The sequence below is a fragment of the Sphingobacterium multivorum genome, assembly GCF_900457465.1.
GTDB lineage: Bacteria > Bacteroidota > Bacteroidia > Sphingobacteriales > Sphingobacteriaceae > Sphingobacterium > Sphingobacterium multivorum.
On record NZ_UAUU01000009.1, the window covers coordinates 1,088,432 to 1,111,702 of the forward strand.

General features: G+C 41.7%; 21 protein-coding genes. 11 read left to right on the plus strand and 10 right to left on the minus strand.

The features are described from left to right. Nucleotides 1-6: 6 nt before the first annotated feature. From DTA23_RS16300 to DTA23_RS16320, 5 genes are all read right to left on the minus strand, one after another. Nucleotides 7-1,572, minus strand: coding sequence for a SusD/RagB family nutrient-binding outer membrane lipoprotein (locus DTA23_RS16300; protein WP_112375356.1), 1,566 nt, complete (start codon nucleotides 1,570-1,572; stop codon nucleotides 7-9). Between the two features lie 12 nt (nucleotides 1,573-1,584). After that, on the minus strand, nucleotides 1,585-4,668 hold the full coding sequence (locus DTA23_RS16305) for a SusC/RagA family TonB-linked outer membrane protein (RefSeq protein WP_112375357.1): 3,084 nt from the start codon (nucleotides 4,666-4,668) through the stop codon (nucleotides 1,585-1,587). 421 nt (nucleotides 4,669-5,089) lie between these two features. Then, nucleotides 5,090-5,461 carry a response regulator gene (locus DTA23_RS16310; RefSeq protein ID WP_112375358.1) on the minus strand — a complete coding sequence of 124 codons (372 nt, stop codon included), beginning with the start codon at nucleotides 5,459-5,461 and terminating at the stop codon, nucleotides 5,090-5,092. Between the two features lies 1 nt (nucleotide 5,462). Then, a complete protein-coding gene (locus DTA23_RS16315; RefSeq protein WP_112375359.1) occupies nucleotides 5,463-7,703 on the minus strand; it encodes a PAS domain S-box protein in 2,241 nt (746 codons plus the stop codon). A gap of 87 nt (nucleotides 7,704-7,790) precedes the next feature. Further along, entirely contained in the window at nucleotides 7,791-8,210 is a 420-nt protein-coding gene (locus DTA23_RS16320) for a DUF3347 domain-containing protein (protein ID WP_112375360.1), read from the minus strand. Between the two features lie 161 nt (nucleotides 8,211-8,371). Here DTA23_RS16320 and DTA23_RS16325 point away from each other — a divergent pair, with 161 nt between their 5' ends. Further along, complete coding sequence (locus DTA23_RS16325) at nucleotides 8,372-8,644, plus strand: RpnC/YadD family protein (protein ID WP_239468780.1); 273 nt, start codon at nucleotides 8,372-8,374, stop codon at nucleotides 8,642-8,644. 434 nt (nucleotides 8,645-9,078) lie between these two features. Here DTA23_RS16325 and DTA23_RS27170 read toward each other — a convergent pair whose 3' ends face one another. Further along, a complete protein-coding gene (locus tag DTA23_RS27170; protein ID WP_172462433.1) occupies nucleotides 9,079-9,228 on the minus strand; it encodes a hypothetical protein in 150 nt (49 codons plus the stop codon). Between the two features lie 393 nt (nucleotides 9,229-9,621). On the opposite strand from DTA23_RS27170, the gene DTA23_RS29270 reads away from it, so the two are divergent. Together DTA23_RS29270 and DTA23_RS29275 are read left to right on the plus strand one after the other, a co-directional pair. Beyond that, entirely contained in the window at nucleotides 9,622-9,894 is a 273-nt protein-coding gene (locus DTA23_RS29270) for a hypothetical protein (RefSeq protein ID WP_256604005.1), read from the plus strand. 13 nt (nucleotides 9,895-9,907) lie between these two features. Beyond that, nucleotides 9,908-10,414, plus strand: a complete 507-nt coding sequence (locus DTA23_RS29275) for an RpnC/YadD family protein (protein ID WP_256604007.1) — start codon at nucleotides 9,908-9,910, stop codon at nucleotides 10,412-10,414. Nucleotides 10,415-11,164: 750 nt separating this feature from the next. Here DTA23_RS29275 and DTA23_RS16335 read toward each other — a convergent pair. Both DTA23_RS16335 and DTA23_RS27795 read right to left on the minus strand, forming a co-directional pair. Next, the gene (locus tag DTA23_RS16335; protein WP_112375361.1) at nucleotides 11,165-11,548 is read right to left on the minus strand and encodes a hypothetical protein; all 384 of its coding nucleotides are present in this window, start codon (nucleotides 11,546-11,548) and stop codon (nucleotides 11,165-11,167) included. 840 nt (nucleotides 11,549-12,388) lie between these two features. Further along, nucleotides 12,389-12,535 carry a hypothetical protein gene (locus DTA23_RS27795; protein ID WP_218565396.1) on the minus strand — a complete coding sequence of 49 codons (147 nt, stop codon included), beginning with the start codon at nucleotides 12,533-12,535 and terminating at the stop codon, nucleotides 12,389-12,391. Between the two features lie 618 nt (nucleotides 12,536-13,153). On the opposite strand from DTA23_RS27795, the gene DTA23_RS16350 reads away from it, so the two are divergent. Genes DTA23_RS16350 through DTA23_RS16365 form a run of 4 tightly spaced genes read left to right on the plus strand, consistent with a single transcriptional unit; the run spans nucleotide 13,154 to nucleotide 18,730 of the window. Next, the gene (locus DTA23_RS16350; RefSeq protein WP_112375364.1) at nucleotides 13,154-13,531 is read left to right on the plus strand and encodes a hypothetical protein; all 378 of its coding nucleotides are present in this window, start codon (nucleotides 13,154-13,156) and stop codon (nucleotides 13,529-13,531) included. Between the two features lies 1 nt (nucleotide 13,532). After that, nucleotides 13,533-14,159 carry a TlpA family protein disulfide reductase gene (locus tag DTA23_RS16355; RefSeq protein WP_172462434.1) on the plus strand — a complete coding sequence of 209 codons (627 nt, stop codon included), beginning with the start codon at nucleotides 13,533-13,535 and terminating at the stop codon, nucleotides 14,157-14,159. Nucleotides 14,160-14,202: 43 nt separating this feature from the next. Then, on the plus strand, nucleotides 14,203-17,358 hold the full coding sequence (locus DTA23_RS16360) for a SusC/RagA family TonB-linked outer membrane protein (protein WP_218565397.1): 3,156 nt from the start codon (nucleotides 14,203-14,205) through the stop codon (nucleotides 17,356-17,358). 28 nt (nucleotides 17,359-17,386) lie between these two features. Continuing rightward, the gene (locus tag DTA23_RS16365; protein WP_172462435.1) at nucleotides 17,387-18,730 is read left to right on the plus strand and encodes a RagB/SusD family nutrient uptake outer membrane protein; all 1,344 of its coding nucleotides are present in this window, start codon (nucleotides 17,387-17,389) and stop codon (nucleotides 18,728-18,730) included. A 43-nt stretch (nucleotides 18,731-18,773) separates the two neighbouring features. Here the strand turns inward: DTA23_RS16365 and DTA23_RS16370 are convergent, their stop codons facing one another. Then, entirely contained in the window at nucleotides 18,774-19,163 is a 390-nt protein-coding gene (locus DTA23_RS16370; protein WP_112375368.1) for a hypothetical protein, read from the minus strand. A gap of 108 nt (nucleotides 19,164-19,271) precedes the next feature. Beyond that, nucleotides 19,272-19,895 (minus strand): cyclic nucleotide-binding domain-containing protein, encoded by a 624-nt coding sequence (locus tag DTA23_RS16375; protein ID WP_146753102.1) that lies wholly within the window; start codon nucleotides 19,893-19,895, stop codon nucleotides 19,272-19,274. A gap of 191 nt (nucleotides 19,896-20,086) precedes the next feature. On the opposite strand from DTA23_RS16375, the gene DTA23_RS16380 reads away from it, so the two are divergent. The 4 genes from DTA23_RS16380 (at nucleotide 20,087) to DTA23_RS16395 (ending at nucleotide 23,245) form a co-directional block, all read left to right on the plus strand. Further along, on the plus strand, nucleotides 20,087-20,329 hold the full coding sequence (locus DTA23_RS16380) for a hypothetical protein (RefSeq protein ID WP_112375370.1): 243 nt from the start codon (nucleotides 20,087-20,089) through the stop codon (nucleotides 20,327-20,329). Nucleotides 20,330-20,411: 82 nt separating this feature from the next. Then, nucleotides 20,412-21,335: a hypothetical protein gene (locus tag DTA23_RS16385; RefSeq protein WP_112375371.1), complete on the plus strand. Its 924-nt coding sequence runs from the start codon at nucleotides 20,412-20,414 to the stop codon at nucleotides 21,333-21,335. A gap of 71 nt (nucleotides 21,336-21,406) precedes the next feature. After that, nucleotides 21,407-22,465 (plus strand): histidine kinase, encoded by a 1,059-nt coding sequence (locus DTA23_RS16390; RefSeq protein ID WP_112375372.1) that lies wholly within the window; start codon nucleotides 21,407-21,409, stop codon nucleotides 22,463-22,465. A 27-nt stretch (nucleotides 22,466-22,492) separates the two neighbouring features. Further along, nucleotides 22,493-23,245 carry a LytR/AlgR family response regulator transcription factor gene (locus DTA23_RS16395; RefSeq protein WP_172462436.1) on the plus strand — a complete coding sequence of 251 codons (753 nt, stop codon included), beginning with the start codon at nucleotides 22,493-22,495 and terminating at the stop codon, nucleotides 23,243-23,245. Nucleotides 23,246-23,271: the final 26 nt, after the last annotated feature.

Here is a 23,271-nt window from a genome sequence, read left to right on the forward strand (position 1 = left end):
AATCCGTTAATAAGTTGAAGTGACAAACCAGGTGGGCTTAATCACATACTCCGGCTCTAGGGCGCCCCATCGTTCAAGCTCTGAAGCGTTCCATACGTACTCCGAATTATAACGCGGCCGGACGCGGTAACAATAATCATTGTAAGTCAGCTGGCTGCCGGCCAATGGAATAAACTGTTTAAATATTTCGGTGCTATAATGATATTTCCTTAAATCACACCATTGTTCTAAACCGCCCCATCCCCACTGGACAATATACTTTTGTCCCATAATGTCGGCTAGGGTTAGATCAGCAGCAGATAGCGGTACTTCTCCTCCTTTGATGTAATTATCTATTTCAACAGCAGTAATGGATTTTTCGTTGGTGGTATTGATGTACTTATTGACGAAGTTCATGTGGGCATAGATACCTTTGATATAGGCCTCATAGGCCTTTGCTGCATCGCCTTTGATAAATAGTGCTTCGGCCTTGACCATTTGCAGCTGCGCGTAGGTCATCAGCGGAAAATCAGCTGCGTCCCTAAAGATAAATTTGCCCACGCCGCTACTGACGTCTCCAAGGATGTTTGGAACTGTTGTGTTGGATACATTGGGATCGCCGCCGATGTAGATGCTGTCAACCGGATTGTTGATCATTAACATGCGCGAAAGACGTGGATCGGTCGATACTTTCGGGTTTTCAATGGGTTCACCGCGCAATCCTCCGGTGAGGTAGCGTACGATCGGCTTGCCTGCCCTGTTATAATAAGATGTGGTGTAAAGACCAAATCTGGAGCTTACCACATTGGCTGTTTCCGATTTATCACCGTCAAATTTAACGCCAGCATCATCGGACGGAGAATCAAATGAACGGTCCACAAAATAGGCAATGGAATCGGCATATTTTTCTTTAAAATCGGGTTTGTTGACCAGGTGAATGTACTGAAGTGCTTTTAGGCCGTAGACAAACTTTCGCCAGCGGTCCATATTTCCCCGAAATAGATTATCGCCTTTTTTTGAATTCAGGTTGGCACTATAATCGACAGGGCTTTTTTGATCCAGATAATATAAAGCCGAGTCACACCATACACGTACTTTAGCATATACTTCGGGCTGGTCATTATATTTGAAAGATAACTGCTGTGTACGCAAGGCTTCATCGAGAATAATCGGGCCGTGGTAATCGGTGAGCATCTGATAGCCCCAGGCCTTTACGGCATAGCCGATCGCGGCGTATTCATATTTTTGATTGACTATTGCATCGTTGATCATCAGCTGCAGGTTGAGTCCATGATCAAAATAGACCATACGCCACATCACACCGCCAACATCACTTTGCTGCGGGAAACCATGACGTTCCCAGATCCGGGAGGATTCGTCTGTGCTCGCGCCCAAGATGGTTTGATTGAATTTGTTCATCTGCCGCTGGTCATTGGCATAACCATTGGCCATCTGATAGATGATCGGAGCTAGAAGCAATTCGGCTTTGACTAGCTGCGGGTTGGACGGATTTTCATTGATGTCCAGGTATTTTTTACAACTGCTCAATCCGGCAAGGACTGAAAAGATGAGTATATAAAGTTTTGTTTTCATGATATATTCCTCCTAAAATCTCAAGTTAAGACCAAAATTGAAACCTCTTGGCTTAGCCATGTTTCCGTAATCTATACCATATCCGCCGATGCCGCCAAGGCCTGCCGTATTACTATTGCTTTCCGGGTCAAGTCCTGTATAATTCGTAAAAAGAAAAAGATCGGTAGCGGTAAAAAATACACTTAATGCAGCTTGTGGCGAAATACGCTGTGTGAGATGCTTGGGAAGTGCATAGCGGAGTGTAACATCGCGCAGTCTAAATGCATAGATGTTTTTCTCGATAAACATCTGCGGTTCTATATTGGTCATATAGTAGGCTGAAGCTGAATAAGGGGTTACCGCAATACGGTTCGTTGTTGGATTGGCTGTATTTTCGAGTCCGTCCTCGAGTACCCCCTCAATCACCCGAGGGTTTTCCCGATTTAACGTCTTAACAGACTGCCCATAGGTATAGAGCCTATAATCCAGTCCATTGAGCACATCGCCACCTTTGCGGAGGTCCCATAAAAAGGTGAGGTAAAAATCTTTGTAGTTGAACTTATTGACAATGCCCAGCGTGAAGTCAGGAATACGATCTCCAATAGGATAATATTTGTCGGTGCCGGCGATGGGTAGACCGGTTTGAGGGTTTATCAAAATGTCTCCGCGACCGTTTCGCTTAAATTGTGTTCCAGTTAAGGTACCGATACTATAGCCCGGCATGACCGAAGACCTTACGCCGCTCAGTACCCAGGTGTCAGAATCATACAGTTCGGGCAATTCTTCCGCTAATGAAAGTACTTTTCCTTTGTACTGGGTAAAATTAAAGGTCATGTCCCAACTGAAATCGGTTTTTTTGATCGGGTTGACGTTGACTTGCAATTCGGTACCGTAAGTCTTGACTTCACCGCCGTTCATCATCCGTAAAACGAAGCCTGAGCCATAACTCAGTCGCGGTAGAATGATCTGCCCGGTGCTTAAACGGTTAAAATAGCTGAAATCAAATGTAAGGCGGCGCTTAAAAAAGCCAAATTCGAGTCCTGTTTCAAAATCGCGGGTTTTTTCGGCTTTCAGATCGGGATTTCCGCCATTCACACCATAGGCAAATCCACCACCTGTGGATAGCTTGGGCTCGAGATTAGATAACGTGTAATAGCTTTTAAAGGGCGCTTTTCCCGTTGTTCCCACAGAGATGCGGTATTTTCCGTCGCTGAGCCATTGCACTTTATTTTTGAAGAAAGACAAGTCTGAAAAATTGAAGGCCAACGAAGCCGATGGATAGCCAAAATACGGATTATTGGGCATCATTCGGGAGGCTGCATCCAGTCGTCCGGTTAAATTTAGATACAGCAGGTTGTCAAGATATCCAAATCCAGCCTGTGCCAAAAATCCGACTGTACGAAAGTTATTGGCAACAGATCGCGCCAGGCGCGTGCTCGGAAAGGTGTTGTTGATGCTGTAAAAGTTGGGATCGTAAAAGTCCTCGCCATATTGGGAGTTAGTAAGGGTATTGTAGTCTTTAAATTCTGTTCCCAAGTTTGCCCTAAAACTAATGTCGCGCCCGATTTTTGTATTGGCCGTCGCCATAAATGATCCCGAGAGCACGCGTGCATTGACTTGATACTCATTCATGGAGCCATTGCGTACATTGGTCGAAGACCCTGATCCGGAGTAGGATTGAGGATGGTAAACGCTTTGCCCCCGTGTGTTGGCAAAGTCGATGCCGATGATCCCGTTGAGGCTTAGCCAGTTCGTAGCGCGATAGGTCATGTTGGAAGTGGCAAGGAGGCGGTTTACATCATCATTGGCGGTGTTGCGGTATACATCCCAAAAGGGATTATCCAGCTCATTGTAAATATCGGTGCTGTGGAGTACACGATTCCCTTTTTCATCGATCCAGTCGCGAACATCGTACAGCGGGTTGAAGCGCATCAGGGTAATCAGGTAGCCTGTATTGCCTTTACGGACTTTATCGTTTTGTGAATTGATATAGTTGAAAGAGGTGTTAAATTCGAGTTTGTCGTTAAATTTTGCTGTTCCATTGAGGCGGGTCGAAAACCGCTTATAGCTGGTATTGGGGACGATACCAGTATTGTTGCTGTATTCATTGGACCAGCGGTAAGTCACTTTTTCTGATCCGCCTTCGAAAGAAAGATTATGCTTTTGATTATATCCGGTGCGGAAGAAGTTGTTGACATTGTCTTTGTAGAGCGTGACTCCTTCTGCATATTTTGGTCCCATTGAATAGACCGAATTAGCGGCGTATACACCATTGGTTCCCTGTGCATAAACATATTGCCGCTCGGGGTATTTATTGACCGTTTCAACACGTCCTGAGAGCGAATAGTTGACGGTAAATTTACCGGCTTTTCCTTTCTTGGTTGTTATGAGAATGGCTCCGCCTGCACCTTGGCTGCCGAATTGGGCTGTCGCCTCTGGGCCTTTCAGGATGGTATAGGTTTCGATATCGTCTGGATTGATATCCATTGCCCGATTGGAGTAATCGAGATCTCGATTTGCTCCATTGCTAGCCAGGTCATTTTCATTCAGTGTGGAGTTGTTGATGGGTACGCCATCGACAACGATAAGGGTATTGTTGTCGCCAGAGATGGAGGCAAAGCCGCGCAGTACGATTTGTGCCGATGCACCTGGCATACCGCTTGTACTATTGATTGAAAGGCCCGGTACACGGCCTTGGAGACCTTGGAAAAACGATTCGCGTTGGGTTTCGGATACATCTGATCCGGCAACGATAGGTGTGGAGTATCCGAGGGTTTTTCGATCACGTTTGACTCCGAAAGCGGTGACTACCACTTCGTCGAGGGACGAACTGTTTTCGGATAGGCTGATGTTGATTACCGACTGCCCCATGAGCGCTTTTTCGATTTGGTTATAACCGACATGTCTAAAAATTAAGGTGGCGTTTTCTTGTACGGTGATCTTGTACATTCCACTGTTGGTGGTGATGGACTGGGTGTTTTTGCCTTTTTCGAGAACTGTTACACCGCCTAATGCCGACCCATCTGTCGTAGTGACTTTACCGGTAACGATTTTTTGGGCCAGGGCGACACCATACGTACTCAGTAAACTCACTAGTATGAGCATACTTCTTTTCATAATAAAATTGTGTTTGATTAGTTTCGTTCAACTTAGGTTTTGCCAATACACCTGGTGCTTGGGCAACATAAATATTGTGCTATTTCATAAAAATTTATAGCGGTTAGAAATCGGTTTGTATATGTTTTATATCAAATATAGCATAAAAATGCATTTTTTCAAATTATTATACAATTTTTGGATTGAAATATTGTATTTAAACGAATAAAAATGCAAAAATACGCTTTTTTAAAACGAAGGGTTTAGCGTAAAATTGAAGAGCCCAGCCTGTTTACTAAATCAGACTGGGCTCTATTCGTTTAAATCGGTTTTTTACGTCCTTTAGCAACCTGGATTTTGTGTCAAACTATTGTTGCCGACGCAATGAAGGTGGTATTGCCTAAAGTGCGTAATAGTTGATGGACTACTTACCTAATGCCAGCTACTGTTGAACGGGTATCGATCGTAAAACATCTTTTGTTAAGGGTTTTGAAAGATAAGAAAGCACCATGTTGTTGTCTGCTGCGCGACTCTGGTCTCTTAAATCTACGGAAGAGGTTAACATATGTATGCGCAAGTTGTCCTTATTGGGAAAATCTTGCATCGCTTCCAGAAATTGCCAGCCATCCATAATCGGCATATTGATATCCAAGAAGACGAGATAGGGATTTTGTTGATTTTGCTGTATGTATTCCACCGCTTTCTTTCCATTTTCTAAAATGACCACAGTCGCATCGGGATAGACACTAGCAATGATTTTAGTATGTACAAAATTGATGACAGCGTCGTCATCTATAAGTAGTATCTGTTCCATTTTAATGATGAATAAGGTTTGTTTTAACGGTGATTTGCGCAATCACCGCATCTAATTCTTTTGCGGAATCCATAATCAGATCCATAATTTCAGCAGTAGATTTTCCGCCGCCATCTAATTCCTTTGAAAGGTAAATTAGGCTCATGATCCGTGTTAGTGGAGCGCGGATACTGTGAGACTGCAGCCAGGCGATTTCACAGAGGGTCTCGTTCTGTTTCTTTATTTGATCCATAGCCTGATGGGAAGCTGTAATATCTTGTATTGTGCCTTCAATTTTAATCGTATTACCCGTTTCATCAGTGACTAATCGCACTTCTTGATGCACCCATTTCAACTTTCCCGATAAGGTGATGATTTCATGCTCAAAGCTTTTGATAATTCCAGGCTCTACGTGAAATAAAGGATCATCCTCGAGCATATGCTGGTCTTTGGGCTGCAAAGTTTGCTTGATATTTTCTAAGCTGGGGATAAAGGTGCTAGGCGAACACTCATAAATTTTGTACATCTCCTCACTCCATTCCGTGACATCCGAATCTATAGTTCTAAACCAGTACCCGAGCTTAGCAATTTTTTGGGCTGTCTTTAATTGTTCATAAGCTGTTTGTAACGCGTGCTCGGCAAGCTTTTGTTTGGTGATATCCTTCCCGACAGCAACAAGCGTTTTGGATTCTGCTGCTACAGTAGCCGACCATTGCAACCATTTCATATCACCGGAGGATGTTAAAAACCGACCCGAAAAACGCTCGGTGTTATGGCCGCTCATCAATAACGAAAACCCTTCTTCTAAACGCTCTCGATCTTCGGGATGGATGAGTTCAAACATGGGGGTAGCATATAGATATGTTGTAGGATAACCCAGCACTTGGCTGAAAGCTTTATTGCATTTTTTGATATAACCATCGAAACCAATTATGCACAGCGGATCTGAAGAAATATTGAAAATAGAACGATACTCTTCTTCTGTCACTTTTTGTTTGACGAGTGGGCCAAGCTTTTCGCTGACATTGGTCAGTAAATTTATCGTTTCGACAAGATTCTCTGGCGCAGACGTCGAAAAACATACGATGCAGCCCAGAAATTCATCGCCATACATAATCGGTAGTCCGATCCCCGTGGAAAGACCCACCGCCCTGGCTGCTTCTGCGCGTAGAAAATCTTTATTTTCGCCGAGATCGTCCCAAATAACCACCTTTTTTTCTTTCCATACTTTACCTGCGAGCCCGTCCTCTTCTTTAAAGGAAGTCAATTCCTGCGTCTGTTGGTGAAATAGCGCGAACTTACTTTGCTGCGACGATTTTGACACAAGGTGTAACTCGCTGTGGTCTGGAGCGACCAACCAGATCTCGCTGACACGTATCTTGGGAAGCAACACCAATCGTTGAAGGGCTTGATCTAGTGAGGATATCAGGGAAATAGACTTTGCAAAGGTTAAGGTCAGCTCGGTAAAAAGATCGTTGACGATCTTCTCTTTGATTTCGGCGGTGACCTCCTGCGTATTAGCAATGATGCCCTCAATAAGGGGCGTGTTTAGGTGGTTGGATAATTCGGTTTTAAACCAGCGCAGATCGCCGTTTGCATCGGGAAACCGATATGCGCCAATGGAAGCCGACTTCGATACCTTCATTTTGTCGAGCTGCGCCTTGACCTGGCGAGCATCATCTTCATAGATGAATTCAAAGGCACTTTTGCCCACAAAGGCTTCAGGATCCATCCCCAGAACGGTAGTGGATGTAGGGGCTACATACTTGTATTTGCCGTCGAGGTCGATAATGGCCACAAGATCCCGACCATTTTCGATTAATGATCGAAACCTTTTCTCACTGAATGAAAGCTCCTTGTAGGCCTTGTCTAAGTTGCGTTCTTTCTCATAGAGCTCGGTCAGTTCGGTGGCGGTAACGATTTCGGCTTGAATGCCGTTGAAATTGATGGTGTTGCCTTTAATCTGTACATACATAATACTGCCATCACGTTTCTGATGCCGAAAAATACTTTTCTTAAATTTTTTTAGCCGGCTTTTGGTTCTTTCTACAGCTTCCTCCAATTTCGGTATATCCTCTTGCGGGCGAATATCTCTGATTGTCATTTGCTTAAACTCTTCCTCGCTATATCCGTAGTGATGGATGGCTTCTTTATTTACAGCAAGAAAACGTAATGTATCTAGGTCATAGATCCACATGGGTAGCGGGACTAGGTCGAATATGGCCCGGTCAAAATCGGATCTTTCGGTAGTTACACTAAGCATATAGATTCATGGGTATACTTATACACAGTAAAAAGTTGTGTATCTAAAAATAGCAAAAAAATAGATAGATTATATCAACCGCGGAAATTAATGGCAGGCTACGGGCTCTGGGTAATCGGCTTTCGCCATTCCTTTGACCAGCTCACCACACTTGCGCATCGACGCTGCATACGGATTTTCTATCGTCTTGTCGTAACTTAGCCAATAGCCTTTTTCCATAGGGCAATACTGCAGGTACATCGCCTCATCGGTACATTTCATCGTCTCCATAATGGTAAATAGGGATTGTGTGACTGCAGAAAACGACGCTTTCATAGCCGTTAGATCTTGTGCGGCTTTCAGGCCGGCTGCATCGGCCTTCATGGTTTGGCTTACCTTCTTTAGACGCATCATATCGTCGAGCTGCAATCCTTTCAGCCGAAAGTTCTGCACTTCTTTTTCCAGCTGAACGGAATGTGCTTTGCCGCTGGCAAAGTTGTCTGGATTAAATCTGTAACCAGCTGTCAAATTTACAACTTTTCGGCTGAATACTTCCTATTGGGGGCAATAGTTTTCAGCCGACAGTATGTATGCTGCGCTGTAAGTTTTGATAATGAGTGCAAATGAGGAAGTTTTGAGTATGTTTCCTCAATATATTAGTCCTTAATGGCAGAGGAGAGATCGATAAATTGCTTTTTGTAGGCAATTTATCTAAGTTTGAAGAAGAAATTAAAACAAAAATAGGAAGGAGCGATACTATGGGCACTCAAGAATATTTATTAGATAAAGCTGAAAAAAAAGGAATTCAGAAAGGTAAGATTGAAGGTAAGATTGAAGGTAAAATTGAAGGTAAGCGCGAGGAAGCTATTGCCATTGCATTGGAGTTTAAGAAAATGGGTTTACCTATTGCTGATATTGCTAAAGGTACCGGGCTTTCTATCGAAGAAATCGAAAAACTGTAATCAAATACTTTTAAAGTTTATAGATATTTATTGTGAGCCATTTCCGAAAGGGAATGGCTTTTTCATTTTCAAGATGGAGTAGCTCTAATAAAAAACTCCCCCTTCATCGCTGATAAAAGAGGAGAAACTTTATAAATCTAAATTATGAAAAAATCTTATCGTTAATAATAAAGCGTCCTAATAGATTAAGCCGCTTCGCTAGATTTTGGTATATTTCAACCGGCTAATCTAATATAGGAATAATTCTTCTCTGAAATTCAAAAATTAAAAATATCTTTTTGCAGTTTGTTTTTCCTGGTTTTTGCAATTGTCTTAGCTAAGTCTAATCATTGAGCGCTTACTGTGCCGTTAATGTAGTCGAAAAAGTTGGCTAGGGGGCGCTTGCTAATCTATTTCACTTAAATAGCATAGAGAATGTTGTGTCACGAAATCAATTAAGCATTTTTCTTCTTCACAATTGTATTACTCTTGTCTTTCAATTCCTTGGCTTGGCGTCGCATTTTCTTTAAGGAAATGCTGGACTTGGTTGAGTTTGCTTGAACTGCCAATAGGTCCATCTCTAAGAATGATATTTTGTAGTTCATCTTTAAGGTCCTTCATTTATATCTAGTTCAAAGACACTTATCTATATGCAGACTAGGGTGTGTTGCTATATGCCCTTTTCTAACCCAATTATTGGACGCTAGGCATCACCTTAGCAGCAGTCGAAGAGTTTGCAGTATTATTCGTCTCGCTCTTTTCGTTGTTTAGAGATAGTATAGAATTCGTAAATAGTTATTTGTATAATTGTTCAGATACATCTATCAGTTTCATATTTTGAGATTTCGCAATCGAAAAAACTTCATGAGCATAAAAATCATCTGCAGTTTGATTTAGTACTTTCGTGAATCTTGTATTTTCTAATTTTTACTAATTAAATTAGTTTTTTTATATTGTTATTTCGTATCTTTGTACTGTTAACCAGTTGATAAATAATTATGAGTCCAAAATCAAGGCGTGTAGACGACCCTTTGTGGAAATCTATCTTAGAACAAACGTTCTCGCATTTTTTACGATTTATCTTTCCGGATGCGGATGCCGTTTTTGATCTGAGCAAACCCTTTGATTATCTCGATAAAGAGTTTGAGAGTTTATTTCCTCCGGAAAGCAACGGCAGGGGAGTCCGTTATGTAGACAAGCTTGTGAAGGTATTTTTAAAAGGATGGCCGCGAACAGTTCGTACTCTGCCATGTAGAGATTCAGAGCAATAAAGGCAGGGGAGATTTGGCCGAGCGCATGTTTCGCTATTTTTATAGAATATGGGATCGTTACAAAGTTCCAATTACAGCTATTGCAATTTTGGCAGATGAAAACAAAGGCTATCGACCAGTGGTATATAGCCAGGAGTTTATGGGAACTTCATTACGCTACGATTTTAATAGCTATAAGATCCTCGATCAGGAAGAATCGGAATTGCGAGCAAATGAGAATCCATTTTCAGTGATTGTCCTTACTGCACTTTTGGCTGTAGTAAACAAGAAAGTGACCGATGATGGACTGAAAGAAATAAAACATGATCTGTATGATGAGATGATGAAAAGGAAGATGGATAAGGATACCCGACAGGGGCTATATGATTTCCTTACTTACTACGTAAGTTTTGATAATGAGGAAGTTTTAAGTATATTTGAACAAGAAATTAAATCAAAAATAGGAAGGAGCGATACAATGGGCACTCAAGAATATTTATTAGATAAAGCTGAAAAAAAAAGGAATTCAGAAAGGCATTGAAAAAGGTCTTAAGACTGGTATTGAAAAAGGTAAGCGTGAAGAAGCTATTGCCATTGCACTAGAGTTTAAGAAAATGGGTTTACCTATTGCTGATATTGCTAAAGGAACCGGTCTTTCTATCGAAGAAATCGAAAAACTGTAATCAAATACTTTTAAAGTTTATAGATATTTATTTTGAGCCATTTCCGGAAGGGAGTGGCTTTTCATTTTAAAGATGTTATATGCTCAAAAAAACTCCCCTTTCGTCGCTGATAAAAGGGGAGAAACTTTATAAATCTAAATTATGAAAAATCTTATCGTTAATAATAAAGCGCCCTAATAAATAAGCGCTTCGCTAGATGTTGGTATATTTCAACCGGCTGATCTAATATAGAAATAATTTTTTGGAATTGGAAAAATAAAAATATTTTTTTATGTCTGCTTCTCCATTTTTTTTGGCTGGCTTAGCTTAACCCAATTATTGGTCGCTCGTCATCGCCGTGGAAGTAGTCAAAAAGTTGACTTGGTTTTATTTGTAATATTTTTGCTAAAGCATACACTTGATAGGGGTAAAAACCGGTATCATCATTTTCATGTCGGATTTTTCTTATTGGGTACACTTGAGGTCCAATTTTCCGGTGTCATATCTTTATGTTTACGGCTGGCAACGAAAATTACCTTAGCGAATTTACTTAAGCTTTCATTGGTTTGTGAATTTTTCCGTACCCGTCATTGGCTAAGCCTACACGTTCAATACCAAGTGATGTGTTTCTATTTTTTATCAGATAGGGCCTCTATCAATATCTTTTGTGTAGAAATTAATTCCTTTTGAGTGTGTATAGTTTCATCCTGCATAGAGATTAATCGATTAGCCTGATCTAATTGCTCCTTCAGAGAATTGATTTTTTCCAAAGAAGTATTATTGTCATTTTCGTAGAACGATTTGAAAGGTTCGAGATCAGTATAATATTTGAGAAAATTGTGGTTTAATGCTGAGGTATAGAGTGCTAATTTTTGTACCGATAGTGTTTCTTGCTTTAAATCATATTCAATGTTTTGGGAATTTTTCACTTTAATTTCTTCCATCAAACGCGCATTGCTCACACCTTGATTTTTTGCTTCTCTTTTAATTATATGTCCGATATGAATTTTCATAAAATTATTTCAAGATTTGACAAAAATATTTTGGGTAAAACCAATTTATTTTTGGTTTTTAATTTCTGTTAACTTATATTTGTATCATAATCAGTTAGCTGATTACTGTCTCGTCAACTGAAACCAGCAATTTTATCGACGCGAGACCTTTAGGAGCATATTGTCCCAATTTTGTATATTTGTACAATTTTTGGGAAAAGCTCCTACTGGAAACCGTGTCAGGTCCTTGCTGGTACCATGTTGGCGGTGGAAGGTAGGAGCTTTTCCTTTTGTAAGTTCTTACTTCCCGCCTCGAGACTCTTGTTGATAACCCAACTAGTAAATTATGAGACAAAAAAAGTCATTAACCACAACAGAACGACGGCAGATAAAGGATCAGCTTCGTCAGCTTGCAGTATCACTGCTCATCAAGAACAAATACTGCCCGCCAGAATAGCTTCTCAAAAGCTTAAAATCAGCAATGGCCCTTTACCTCGGATGAGGAATGTGCATACAAAAGCCAGCAAAGGCCTGTGGATAGCACCGCCACTGTTGATTTTGCCGACCGGTACTTTTTTAAGATCTATGCCCCAAATTGCACGGCTCCCTTCTCTTTTATCTTCGCACTTTAAAAGTAAGGGTTTCCGAAATCAAAAGCAAAGATTTGAGACAAATACTATTATAGAAATTCTATAATAAAGGTCCATTTTTAATAAGAAAGCTTGATTTTAAGGATTCTTAAAAGTTTGGTTTTTTATGACCTTATAAATAAGATCGGGGTCTAGATCACATAAATATGCGATCTTAAATATATGGGCAAAAGTGAATTTCTGTGGGTTATTTAATTTATCAAGATAGGAGTTATATTGAAGCCCTAAAGCTTTCGCCATCTTTGTGGGACCTTGCTTTTCCAATAACCTCATCGATTTTGATGATCTTGGACTCAAATAATGACTTTACTGCAAGGAAATCAGGATCAGCACTGCTGGATTTAGTCGACGCATTCATTTATTGAAGTTTGATTTACTAAATGTTGCTTTTTGCAGACTAAATGTGTGTTATAATTTATTATTCATAAATAATAATTTTTATTTTATAAATTTTATGACTATATTTGAATCAATATCCAAGATGAATAAGGTATTAAACTAAAGAGTCTCGACAGCAAATTCCGACAATTTGATTTAGAACGAGACGATAGGATAATGCCTATGATTGCTTTATTTGTACATTTGTACAGCTATAGCGTCATGGGCCCTATCGTAGACCGTTTCTAAAAGGCGTCGGAACCTTGCTGTACGGTGATAGGGCCTGCTATAGCCATTTTCCCGAATAAGACTCACAATTATAAACGTGAGTATGAACCTTAAAAAACAGACAACAAAAAATCTTATTTCAGCTCCCGAGTAGCTCGGGTAGCTAAGTCAAACATGATTTGACCCTACACTGCTATGGATTGCATCACGCCAATATGATAACCTTTGTGATAACCACTCAAATGCGATCTAGCTTCCCAATTAATTTATTGTTTACCTGACCTAAGCAAGCTCAGGCTCCCGCAAAAAAAGCTGATTTCGGTCGGACAGGGAGAGCTATGCGCTAAGGTCACAGCTAAAAACTAAACACATGAAAGCCATTTATGAAGATCTCCTGCATCTTGACAGGCCATTCTACGAGATTCATGAAGACAGTTACGATCCATTGAAATGTATCGAAAACTTTTGGGATAATTATCCGCTAGTCACGATACGCGAGTATCTCTATGCATTGGACCTCAAATGCAAAACCCTCGGCGAAGTTACCGAAAGCAAATTAGAGGCTGTACAGCAAACGCTGTTTTTGGCCGATATTCTACGTGCTCTGGTGGCGTATTTCCTAACGCATAGCCGCCATTTAGATACAACCCAATTAAAACTGTCAACTCTGGAAGCTAATATGAAGGAAATCCAGCTGACCAAACAAATCAATGATTTTTTTCAATCCATTAACCCACCAAAACCTTAAGATGATGAAATCAATACTATATAATTTGTACAAGGCTTTTAAGAGCAAACGAGCACGAGCGATAATGCTGTGTTTGGTTTCTATGTTTAGTTTATCGGCCCAGACCCCCCGCAAGGACAGCGGGGCGGATGGGCTTTCTGCAGTTGCACCGATCAATGTAGGCGATCGGGTGCCCGAAGATTTTTATACCCGACAGTATAAAGTTTACACGAATGGTAAGGCTATCACTACAGATCTAAAACATCTGAAAGGTAAGCTGATCATCTTGGACTTCTGGGCCTCATGGTGCGGAATGTGTCTCACTCAGATGCCAAAAGGGGAGAAGCTGAGCCAACAGTATGCAGATACGCTAGCCATGGTACTTGTCAATACCAAACATCGCCGGGATGATCTCCAAAAAATCAAAAAGACCTATAGCGAAACCTTAGCTCGGATAGGAGGGAGCGCGCTACCTACTGTTTATAATGATGAATATCTAATAAGCTTGTTTCCGCATGCTTCAATTCCGAGATATGTATGGATCTCGCCACGCGGTACCGTGCTGGCAATTACAGGTCATACATTCGTAAATAAAGAACAGATTGATAATGTAATCGACTTGTTGAGGGGGCAAGGTAATTATGAATAGATGGTTAACTTACGCGCTGTTCATTACATTATGCTTCTTGCAGATGGAATTAAAAGCGCAGCACAACTATACTGGAACAGTAGTAGATGAGTCCGCCCACCCAATTGCTGGCGCAAGCATTACGCTGTTGAAAACAAAGACGCAAACGAGGACGGATCGCGAAGGAAAGTTTCAAGTATCGGCGACTGATCTTAGTGAACGGCTATCTGTCAGCTACATGGGGTATGAAACGCGTGTACTGGCGCTTGCTGAATCCAAAAATAGGAACTTTTGGATCGTTCTTAACAAGAAAACAAATCAGCTTGAGGAGGTGATGGTCGAGACAGGCTATCAGCGCATTCCCAAAGACCGTGCTACCGGGGCTTTTGCACAGGTAGATGAAAAGGTCATAACGCAGAGACTATCATCGGGCAATATTCTTGACCGCTTAGAAGGGAATTTTTCGGCTCTGCAGATGGATCGGCGCGATGGTACCAATCAGATCAATATTCGCGGTATCAATACGCTTTCCAGTGCGCTCATGGGACCGTTAATTATTGTCAATGATCTGCCTTTTGAGGGTGATATCAACGCGATTAATCCGAATGATGTGGAGACCGTTACGCTGCTTAAGGATGCTGCAGCAACATCGGTCTGGGGGGCACGGGCCGGAAATGGTGTTATCGTAATCAAACTAAAAAATCGAAATAAACAGGAGGGAACAGCGGTGGATTTTTCGTCTAATCTAACCATTACCGCCAAACCTGACCTGATGTATTTACCTAAAATGTCTTCGGCAGAGTTTATAGATGTGGAAAAAATGCTTTTTGATAAAGGATTTTACAATACCATATTGAACGGTACTAATTCGAATAGGGGTATTGTATCTCCAGTTGTTGATGGCCTGTATGATCTTTCCAAAGGATTGATCACGCAAGGGGAAATGGATGCGCGTATCGAACAATATATGACTCAGGATTATCGAAAAGACCTGCTCCGCTACGTCTATCGCAATGGTATATTAAGCCAAAATAATATTGCGCTGTCTGGTCATGATGAGCAGAGTGGTTACCGAGTAGGGATCGGCTACAATAGAAATATGCTCAGCAAAAGGGAAAGTAGTAATCAGCGGCTGGTGATCAATGGAAGTTATCAGCTGAATTTCTGGAAACGCTTTAAGCTGGAGAGCAACCTGCTTTATTCCAATATGAAGAATAGCTATAATCCGGACCTCATTGATTATCCAATTGGTGTGGGCGGAGGTAGGACAAATCTATATCCTTACGCACAGTTGATGGATGATGCCGGTAATCCCCTAACGATTCCATCACAATATAATTTTAGGTATATGGAGACTGTAGCTACGCGCAATGAGGGACTGCTGGACTGGTTTTATCGACCGTTGGACGAATTTGGTACATCCAGATCCGATAATAATACCAATTATTGGAATGCAGGGCTTAAACTGTCGGTCAAGCTGTGGAATAGTCTAGATATTACAGGCCAATACGGCTTTGAAGGTCAATTGGGTGCGAATCGAACCTTACGCGGGCAGGAATCCTTCTTCACACGTGATCTGATCAACCGTTTTACGCAGATCAATAATGGGGCGGTAAAACGGATTGTGCCGCTGGGAGGGATACTGACCAATGGTAACAATGATTTCACCAGCCATAAAGGAAGAGTACAGCTCAATTTTGCACACAAATGGAGTGACCTACATGAACTGAATTTTTTTGGGGGCGCTGAAGTGTCGGCACGCAGGGAAGAAAGCAACCTGTTTACAACCTATGGTTTTGACGAAAATCTGTACAATAGCCAACTGATAGATCCAATAACTGCCTATCCGATCTATGATGGTCTGAGTGGATTGAGCCGTATTCCCTATACAAACGGGTTTGATAAACGAATGCGTCGATATGTATCGCTATTTGGGAATGCTTCCTACACTTATCGGGGGCGTTATATCTTTTCGGTAAGTGGCCGAAAAGATGCCTCTAACTTGTTTGGGGTAAATGCCAACAACAAATGGAATCCATTGTGGTCGGCTGGATTGGCGTGGAAGCTGTCAGATGAAGCCTTTTTTCCGAAGAATAAAATGGTTAATAGTTTGAAGCTGCGGTCTACATTGGGGCATAGTGGTAATTCGGGTGGTATGACAACTAGTTTGCCTATTATCAGTTATATGTCGGGACTAAATACGGATGTCAGCACTTTTCCACGTGCCATCGTCTCGTTGCTGCCCAATCCATCGCTCCGTTGGGAAGATGTCCGCATGTTCAATGTCGCGTTGGACGCTTCCTTGATCAATAATCGGATTGTACTTTCCGCGGATGCTTATTTTAAAAAGTCGACGGATCTTTTTGCATCGGATCCCATCGACCCTACTTTTGGTTTTAGTACGCTGCGACGGAATGTGGCTATTACTTCGGGAAGGGGTATTGATATTGATCTCAATGCAAAAATATTGGATGGTAACTTTAAATGGAATGCGACGGTACTGTTTACCATAAATAAGGACAAAGTGAACAAATATTATGGCGGTACCTGGCGTGCTTTGACTTTTACCTCTTATGCAGGGCAAAGTATTTCTCCAGTCGAAGGTAAGGCACTCTATCCTGTATTCTCTTACCGCTTTATGGGACTTGATCCTGAAAATGGCGATCCGCAAGGATCGCTGCAGGGGGCTATCTCTAAGGATTATACCAAAATCCTGGCAGACTCTATCCAAAATTTGGTGTACCACGGTTCGGGAATCCCTCCCTATTACGGATCGCTCAACCAGACTTTCAGCTGGAAATCGTGGCTCTTGAGTGTCAATATCGCCTACAAGTTTGGTCATTTCTTCCAAAAGGAAACAATCCGGTACCTGGATCTTTTTAATGGTTGGCGCACCCATGGAGATTATGCAGAACGTTGGCAGAATCCAGGAGATGAATCTCAAACAACCGTTCCATCGATGACTTATCCAGCCAATTCAAACCGTGATGATTTCTATGCTTACTCGGAAGCCAATATTGGTAAAGGGGATATTATACGCTTGCAGGATATTCGTTTGCAATATCAATGGCTGCTCATGCGTAAGTTTCCCGTACAGGCTTATGCTTCGGCCAACAATGTAGCGCTGTTATGGAAAGCCAACAAATGGGGCATAGACCCCGATTTTAACAATATGCCTCCTGCTCGAAATTATAGCTTGGGGTTATCTATTCATTTTTAATAGAAAGGAAGAAATTATAATGAAAAATATGATGTGGATAGGCATCTTCCTATGGAGCCTTTGCTGCCAGTCTTGTACTAAATTTTTGGATGAAAAGCCGCAGTTGTCTGCGGCTACTCCCGACAAGGAAGAGGACTTAAGGGCGCTATTGGATTTTGAGTCTCAGATTAATCTATATTATCCGGGACTAATTGAACTGGGGACAGATGATTATTATCTGAACCATGATAACTACAATAATATGCTCGCCAGCTTTCAGGAGGCTTATCGATGGGATAAAGAAATGATTACAACGGATGTTGCTTATTGGAGAGCCTGTTATAATACCATTATGATCGCCAATATTGTGCTGGAAGGTGCTGAGCGTCTGAAACCGATTAAAAATAAAGATATTGAGGGCGAAGCCCTATTTGTCCGTGGGCTGGCGCACTTCTATGCGGCCCAGTTGTATTGTCCGCTTTATAATAAGACTGCGGATAGCCCTTTCGGACTGCCGATACGGCTGACTTCTGATTTTAATGTTCCTGTTACACGTGCTACGGTACATGAAACATACAAACAGATCATTGATGATATCAAAGGGGCAATTCCTAATTTGAGGGACCAGGCCGCTGAGATCAATCGACCGGGCAAACGAGCGGCTTATGCGGCATTGGCAAGAATATATCTGAGTATTGCAGACTATGAGCAAGCACGGTATTATGCCAATGAATGCCTGAAAATAAATGCAGATTTGATGGATTTTAATACCATTGACGCTAAACTTAATTACCCCATTACACCAAAAAATGTAGAAATGATCTACTATGGATCGACTATTTCCGGGAGTGCTGCACTGAACAGTAGCCGGGCCAGAATACCTATGGAAGTATATAACCTATTTGATGCTAATGATCTCCGCAAGGTCATTTATTTTAAATCAGTGAATGCAACAGAATATGCTTTCAAAGGTTATTACTCTGGACGTTCGGCTACTTATTTTGCGGGTTTTGCCAACGATGAGCTTTTTCTGATCCGGGCAGAATGCAATGCCCGTTTAGGAGCTACTGAGACGGCCTTGGGCGATATCAATAAACTGTTGGAAAATCGGATTCGAAAGGGCTCATTTGCCGCATTGAAATTATCTGATCCGGAAGATTTATTGCGCTTGATCCTAAATGAGCGACGTAAGGAAATGTTATTTCGGGGTGTAAGGTGGTCGGATCTGAAGCGATTAAACCTCGAACCCAAGCATGCCGTAAATCTGGTACGGGAGGTCATAACTAATGGAGAGACGAAACGATATGAGCTACCGGCTAACGATGCCCGTTATCTATATCCCATCCCCGCCGAAGTGATTAGTCAAAGTAATATTGAACAAAATCCGAGGTAAGAAACGGAAGCAGGCTTCCGATGAGGGAAGCCTGCTTTTTTGTCTACTGGTTGGAGCGAAATGCTTGCACAGTAGTGTTGGTGTTAGAACTGGATACTGCATCTTCAATCTGATCTTCAACTGTCACGCCGGGTGTTACTTGATGCGACATATCGGGCTGACCCGAACCGTTATCTGGTGCTTTGATGGAACAGATCTCCTGGTCATCATCACCACACTCAAATTTTGGTGTCAACGCATAATTCGCTGGATTGGTTGGATCTGAATTGACCAGCTCATTATTGTACCAAGTCGGATCGTCAAGTGATCTTGATACTGTTTTCTCAATTTTCACTTCTTTCTTTTCGGTGAAACTTTGGGTACCGTATGCAAGGCCCAATCCTAATACGGCTAATGTGCCGGCACGTAGCCAGCTGTTTCTTTTTGTAAGCATAAGCTTAAAGTTTAGTTTATAAAATGTTTATTAAAGCCAGCACTTTCGCTAGCTCCTTATACAAAGTTGCATGCAAAATAAGTCTGATATAGGCCTGTACCATAGGAGCTATTTTTGGGCATATTTGCCCGTGAGCAGAAAATACTGAGCCTGCTGCACCGTGTGGCGGGAGATGCCCAGTAGATCAGCCTGCTCAACCTGTGTGGTAGCAGCTTTAATTTCGGGCAACAGCCGGGTAAAGTTAAGGTAACGCTCAAAAGGAGAATAGCCCAAGGTGGCCTGTCTAAGCAATACCAGCTGCCTTTTCTTTTTATTGCCCAATACGTCAATCAACGTATCGATGGATTTTTCCTGTTCCTGAAATTGCCGAAGTACCGAATGTGGGATCGCAATAATAATTCCCGAACGGAGCGCCACAATATGCCCGCTGTGTAGATGATGCGTATATAGGTGATTGGTCGTCATTAAAGCCATGTTCGGAATAGCAAGGCTCATAATCCTGCGTTTGCCGGTTTCAGTGTTCTCTTCAACCCGAGCCAGGAGGCCTTTCGCGACAAAATAGGTCATCTCCGAATGACGGTCAGCTGGACTGAGTTGCTCGCCTCGTTTGACGATCTTGACTTTGAGGTTGTCTTTTGCCCACTGATAGTGAAAATGATCTATTGTGTGATATTTCCCCCAAAAATCAAATAATAGTTTGAATCCCGCCTTGGCGTTATGCTTAATTGACATAATAAAGTTTTTTTGTTTACATGGCTTACTGTCAGTAATATATGTTACACTAACAAAATTACGACGATTGAAAATCATTGACGAAACTACCCCTATAAAGCCTTTTGCCTCTAGAAAAACCTCTTTTGCCACCCAAATTATCTACAAAATGGAAAGTTTAGGGACCAAATGGTAGATGAAGGCGATGTCCTTTGGCTATCCAATTATTAGTTGAAATTTTACTCCCGATCGATCCACAGTCTTCAGTGCCTGAAGCCGTAATGCTGTTGCGAGAACAGCCTATGGTTTTATCTTTTACGAGAAACAACGTGGAAATAACAACACTTTTGGCCCAATTTGGTCTATACAATCCACATCCTCTGACCATCACTGACTTGATGTTAGGTATTGATGAAGAGGAAGATGGAGGGAAATGCAATATCGTTTTCCCTTAAAAGCATAATATAATAACTGAGTATGCTGTGCCTTATCCTTGGGCATAGCATATTCCCAATATTAACCCTAACGTATTTTTATATGCAATTTACTTGGAGAGCCGCTATGCAGGCTTATACCGAAAAGGACTGGCGGAACTTTGTTTTTTTCTCGGCCAATGTGCAGCATCTTTTGGGTATCCATCAGCTCGATATCCAGCAAAATCTACACCGTGAGGTGATCAATTTCTCAAGGCGGCAGGCGCAAACGGACGCCACTAAATTTCTGTTCGCGGACAACATCTTTTGGCTCTCGCCGCCAGAGCGACCACAAGTTATCCTGAGCTTTCATTTTGGTTACTATCGGGCTGTTCCTGCCTTTCTGCTTCAGCGTGGCTATAAACTTTGTATACCTGTGGCTAAAGAGGTTATATTGCAGCAGTCACAGCATTACGCAGCTTTGCTCGGTGATCGTTGGCAAAAACAAGTTGTATTTCTAGACGCCGAGGATCCTTATCTTTTCTTTAAGTTACGGCAGCAGATGGATCTTGGCTATCATATATTCTGCTACCTCGATGGAGGGGCAAGTGCTGCAAAAGATTTCCAGGCGCAAAAATTAAGCGAAATCCCTTTTCTAAATGGCAGCATTAAGATAAAGCATGGGATTCTGCATATGGCTTTTTTGCTTCAAAAAAATATAACAGTTCTAATTGCCAAAATAGCGGCAGAAAATGAGCCCATTGTTATTTGCACATTGAGTCATTGGTTTAAAAACTGGTTTCCGAGCGCCAGGCAGTTTACGGACTATTTTAGCCGCATCATTTATGGGGATTTCGAAGAGATCCTATTGGAATATCCGGAGGCCTGGGAAGCTTGGTTTTACCTACACAAAAGCATGTCTCCAAGCTCAGATGAAGCAACCTGGTCGGCAACTAATCGTATAATTTCATTTAGCATGAAAGAGAAACAGCTGCTGCTCGACAAGTTTACTTACCTGAGTTATCCTCTTCCTGTAACGATTTTATAAGAAATCGATTGGAATACTTGTATAAACATAATGTTGTAATTATCTTTAGGTTATCAATATAAACCAATAATATGAATAGGTTCTTTAAAAGAAAGTGGCTGTCGCACTGCTGTTTCTGGATAGGATATAGTTTTTATTTTTTTGTTGTAAATGCACTAGGCAATTCCAGACTGAATCTGGGAGCTTCCTTCATCACCGTGTTTTACTGCGCGATCATCTTCTATGCGATATATCTGATTTTGAAGTATGTTTACGATCGGGGTCATATACTGGGAACTACCGTGTTGATGATAGGCTTTTATTTACTCTCCGGAATATTCGTGTACTACGAATTGTATGGAAAATTTGGACTGGAGATTATAAATAACAAGTACGTTGTCGTTCATCATGCCTTTAGTTGGACGAAGTATTCTCAGACCTTTCTCGTCATGCATAGTAATTATACGGTGATGGCGGTGGGCTATTATTACTATAAGAGTAAGCTTCGCGAATCAACTGATAAACTTGAGGCAGTGAAAGCACGCCTGAATGCAGAATCTAGCATGAAATCTTTTCAGTATACAACCTTATCTGCACAGGTGCATCCGCATATGATGGCGAATATTTTTAGCCATTTAAAAAATAAGGTGGATCCCTATGATCGTAAATTGGGCATGCAGCTTGAGGAAATTTATCGCTTAATGAAATTCTACATGGAGGCCCATCAGGTGGAAGGGGCAACCCATATATTATTAGCAGATGAAGTGAAAGCACTGGAGCAGTACTTGTCCATCCAGGAGGAAGTCGAACCGAATCCTTTTTATATAAATGTTTGCTGCTCGGGTAACCTGATGCGATTTAGTACTGCACCTACACTATTGCAGACGCTCGCTGGTAACTTATTCAAGCATGCGGACCTTTGGGATAAAGATCACCCGGCCAAAATCGACATTCTTGTCGGTAATACCGGTTATCGGATTATGGTTCAAAATAAAAAACGAAGCGGCCCTCAGATGATGCCAAGTCACGATGTGGGGCTTCGAAATGTACGAACACGCATGGAATACCTCTTTGGAACGGACTTTTCGATGGAAGAAAAGCAGGACGCTGAGCATTATGAACTCACGTTATGTGTGCAGCGCTACAAATAATTTAAGGAACAAAAAATGACGGAAAATATGAATAGAATATGGATAGGAATCATCATCGATGACCAAAAGCCGCATATAGACCATCTGCTTGAAATGGTCGAAGAGATCGGCTATGTGCAGATTGCCAAAACGTTTAGTGATCCGCAGGAAGCCCGGATTTTTCTGCGTGCCAACAAAGTGGATTTTATGATCCTTGATGTCGAACTAGGAAAGACCAACGCTTTTGATTTTTTAAGAACTCTGCCCAGCTCAAATCTAAAAACAATTCTTTATACAGCACACCGCCAATACGAAGACCCGGGATATGATTTTGGTGTCGTTGATGTGCTACTCAAAGAGGTGTCTAAGAGTCGTTTCTATGCCGCATTGCGCCGGGTAGACGAAGTGCTCGCTAAATTGATCCCCCTCGCTGATCACGATTCACTGGAAAATTATACCTATTATTTTATGATCAAAGGGCCGGTTCGTTATCAACGTACGGAGGTTCGTATGAAAGAACTTGTTTATGTGGAAAGTACCAATGGCCAGGTTAAATTTCACATGATCGGAGGTAAAACACTGAGCTGCAGCAGTTCCATGCGTGAAGTATTGGGCCGACTGCCGGTGAAGTGGTTTAAACAATGCCATCAGAGCATTATTATTAATATCAATTTTTTTTACAGTTATGGCGTTGGCGGGGTACTGATGACTGAAGGAACGAAAAAAACGCTCCCCGTAGGTGACAAAAAACTGTATCCGGAATTCTTTAGCTTTATTAATTCCAATACACTTGGTGGATAATCCCATTTGCCATTATAGACAACTAA

Excerpts from the sequence above, each read along its gene's own strand:
- DTA23_RS16300 (WP_112375356.1), bottom strand. The coding sequence starts at position 1,572 with ATGAAAACAAAACTTTATATACTCATCTTTTCAGTCCTTGCCGGATTG.
- DTA23_RS16305 (WP_112375357.1), bottom strand. The coding sequence starts at position 4,668 with ATGAAAAGAAGTATGCTCATACTAGTGAGTTTACTGAGTACGTATGGT.
- DTA23_RS16310 (WP_112375358.1), bottom strand. The coding sequence starts at position 5,461 with ATGGAACAGATACTACTTATAGATGACGACGCTGTCATCAATTTTGTA.
- DTA23_RS16315 (WP_112375359.1), bottom strand. The coding sequence starts at position 7,703 with ATGCTTAGTGTAACTACCGAAAGATCCGATTTTGACCGGGCCATATTC.
- DTA23_RS27170 (WP_172462433.1), bottom strand. The coding sequence starts at position 9,228 with ATGAACTACAAAATATCATTCTTAGAGATGGACCTATTGGCAGTTCAA.
- DTA23_RS29270 (WP_256604005.1), top strand. The coding sequence starts at position 9,622 with ATGAGTCCAAAATCAAGGCGTGTAGACGACCCTTTGTGGAAATCTATC.
- DTA23_RS16335 (WP_112375361.1), bottom strand. The coding sequence starts at position 11,548 with ATGAAAATTCATATCGGACATATAATTAAAAGAGAAGCAAAAAATCAA.
- DTA23_RS27795 (WP_218565396.1), bottom strand. The coding sequence starts at position 12,535 with ATGAATGCGTCGACTAAATCCAGCAGTGCTGATCCTGATTTCCTTGCA.
- DTA23_RS16350 (WP_112375364.1), top strand. The coding sequence starts at position 13,154 with ATGAAAGCCATTTATGAAGATCTCCTGCATCTTGACAGGCCATTCTAC.
- DTA23_RS16355 (WP_172462434.1), top strand. The coding sequence starts at position 13,533 with ATGATGAAATCAATACTATATAATTTGTACAAGGCTTTTAAGAGCAAA.
- DTA23_RS16360 (WP_218565397.1), top strand. The coding sequence starts at position 14,203 with ATGGAATTAAAAGCGCAGCACAACTATACTGGAACAGTAGTAGATGAG.
- DTA23_RS16365 (WP_172462435.1), top strand. The coding sequence starts at position 17,387 with ATGATGTGGATAGGCATCTTCCTATGGAGCCTTTGCTGCCAGTCTTGT.
- DTA23_RS16370 (WP_112375368.1), bottom strand. The coding sequence starts at position 19,163 with ATGCTTACAAAAAGAAACAGCTGGCTACGTGCCGGCACATTAGCCGTA.
- DTA23_RS16375 (WP_146753102.1), bottom strand. The coding sequence starts at position 19,895 with ATGTCAATTAAGCATAACGCCAAGGCGGGATTCAAACTATTATTTGAT.
- DTA23_RS16385 (WP_112375371.1), top strand. The coding sequence starts at position 20,412 with ATGCAATTTACTTGGAGAGCCGCTATGCAGGCTTATACCGAAAAGGAC.
- DTA23_RS16390 (WP_112375372.1), top strand. The coding sequence starts at position 21,407 with ATGAATAGGTTCTTTAAAAGAAAGTGGCTGTCGCACTGCTGTTTCTGG.
- DTA23_RS16395 (WP_172462436.1), top strand. The coding sequence starts at position 22,493 with ATGAATAGAATATGGATAGGAATCATCATCGATGACCAAAAGCCGCAT.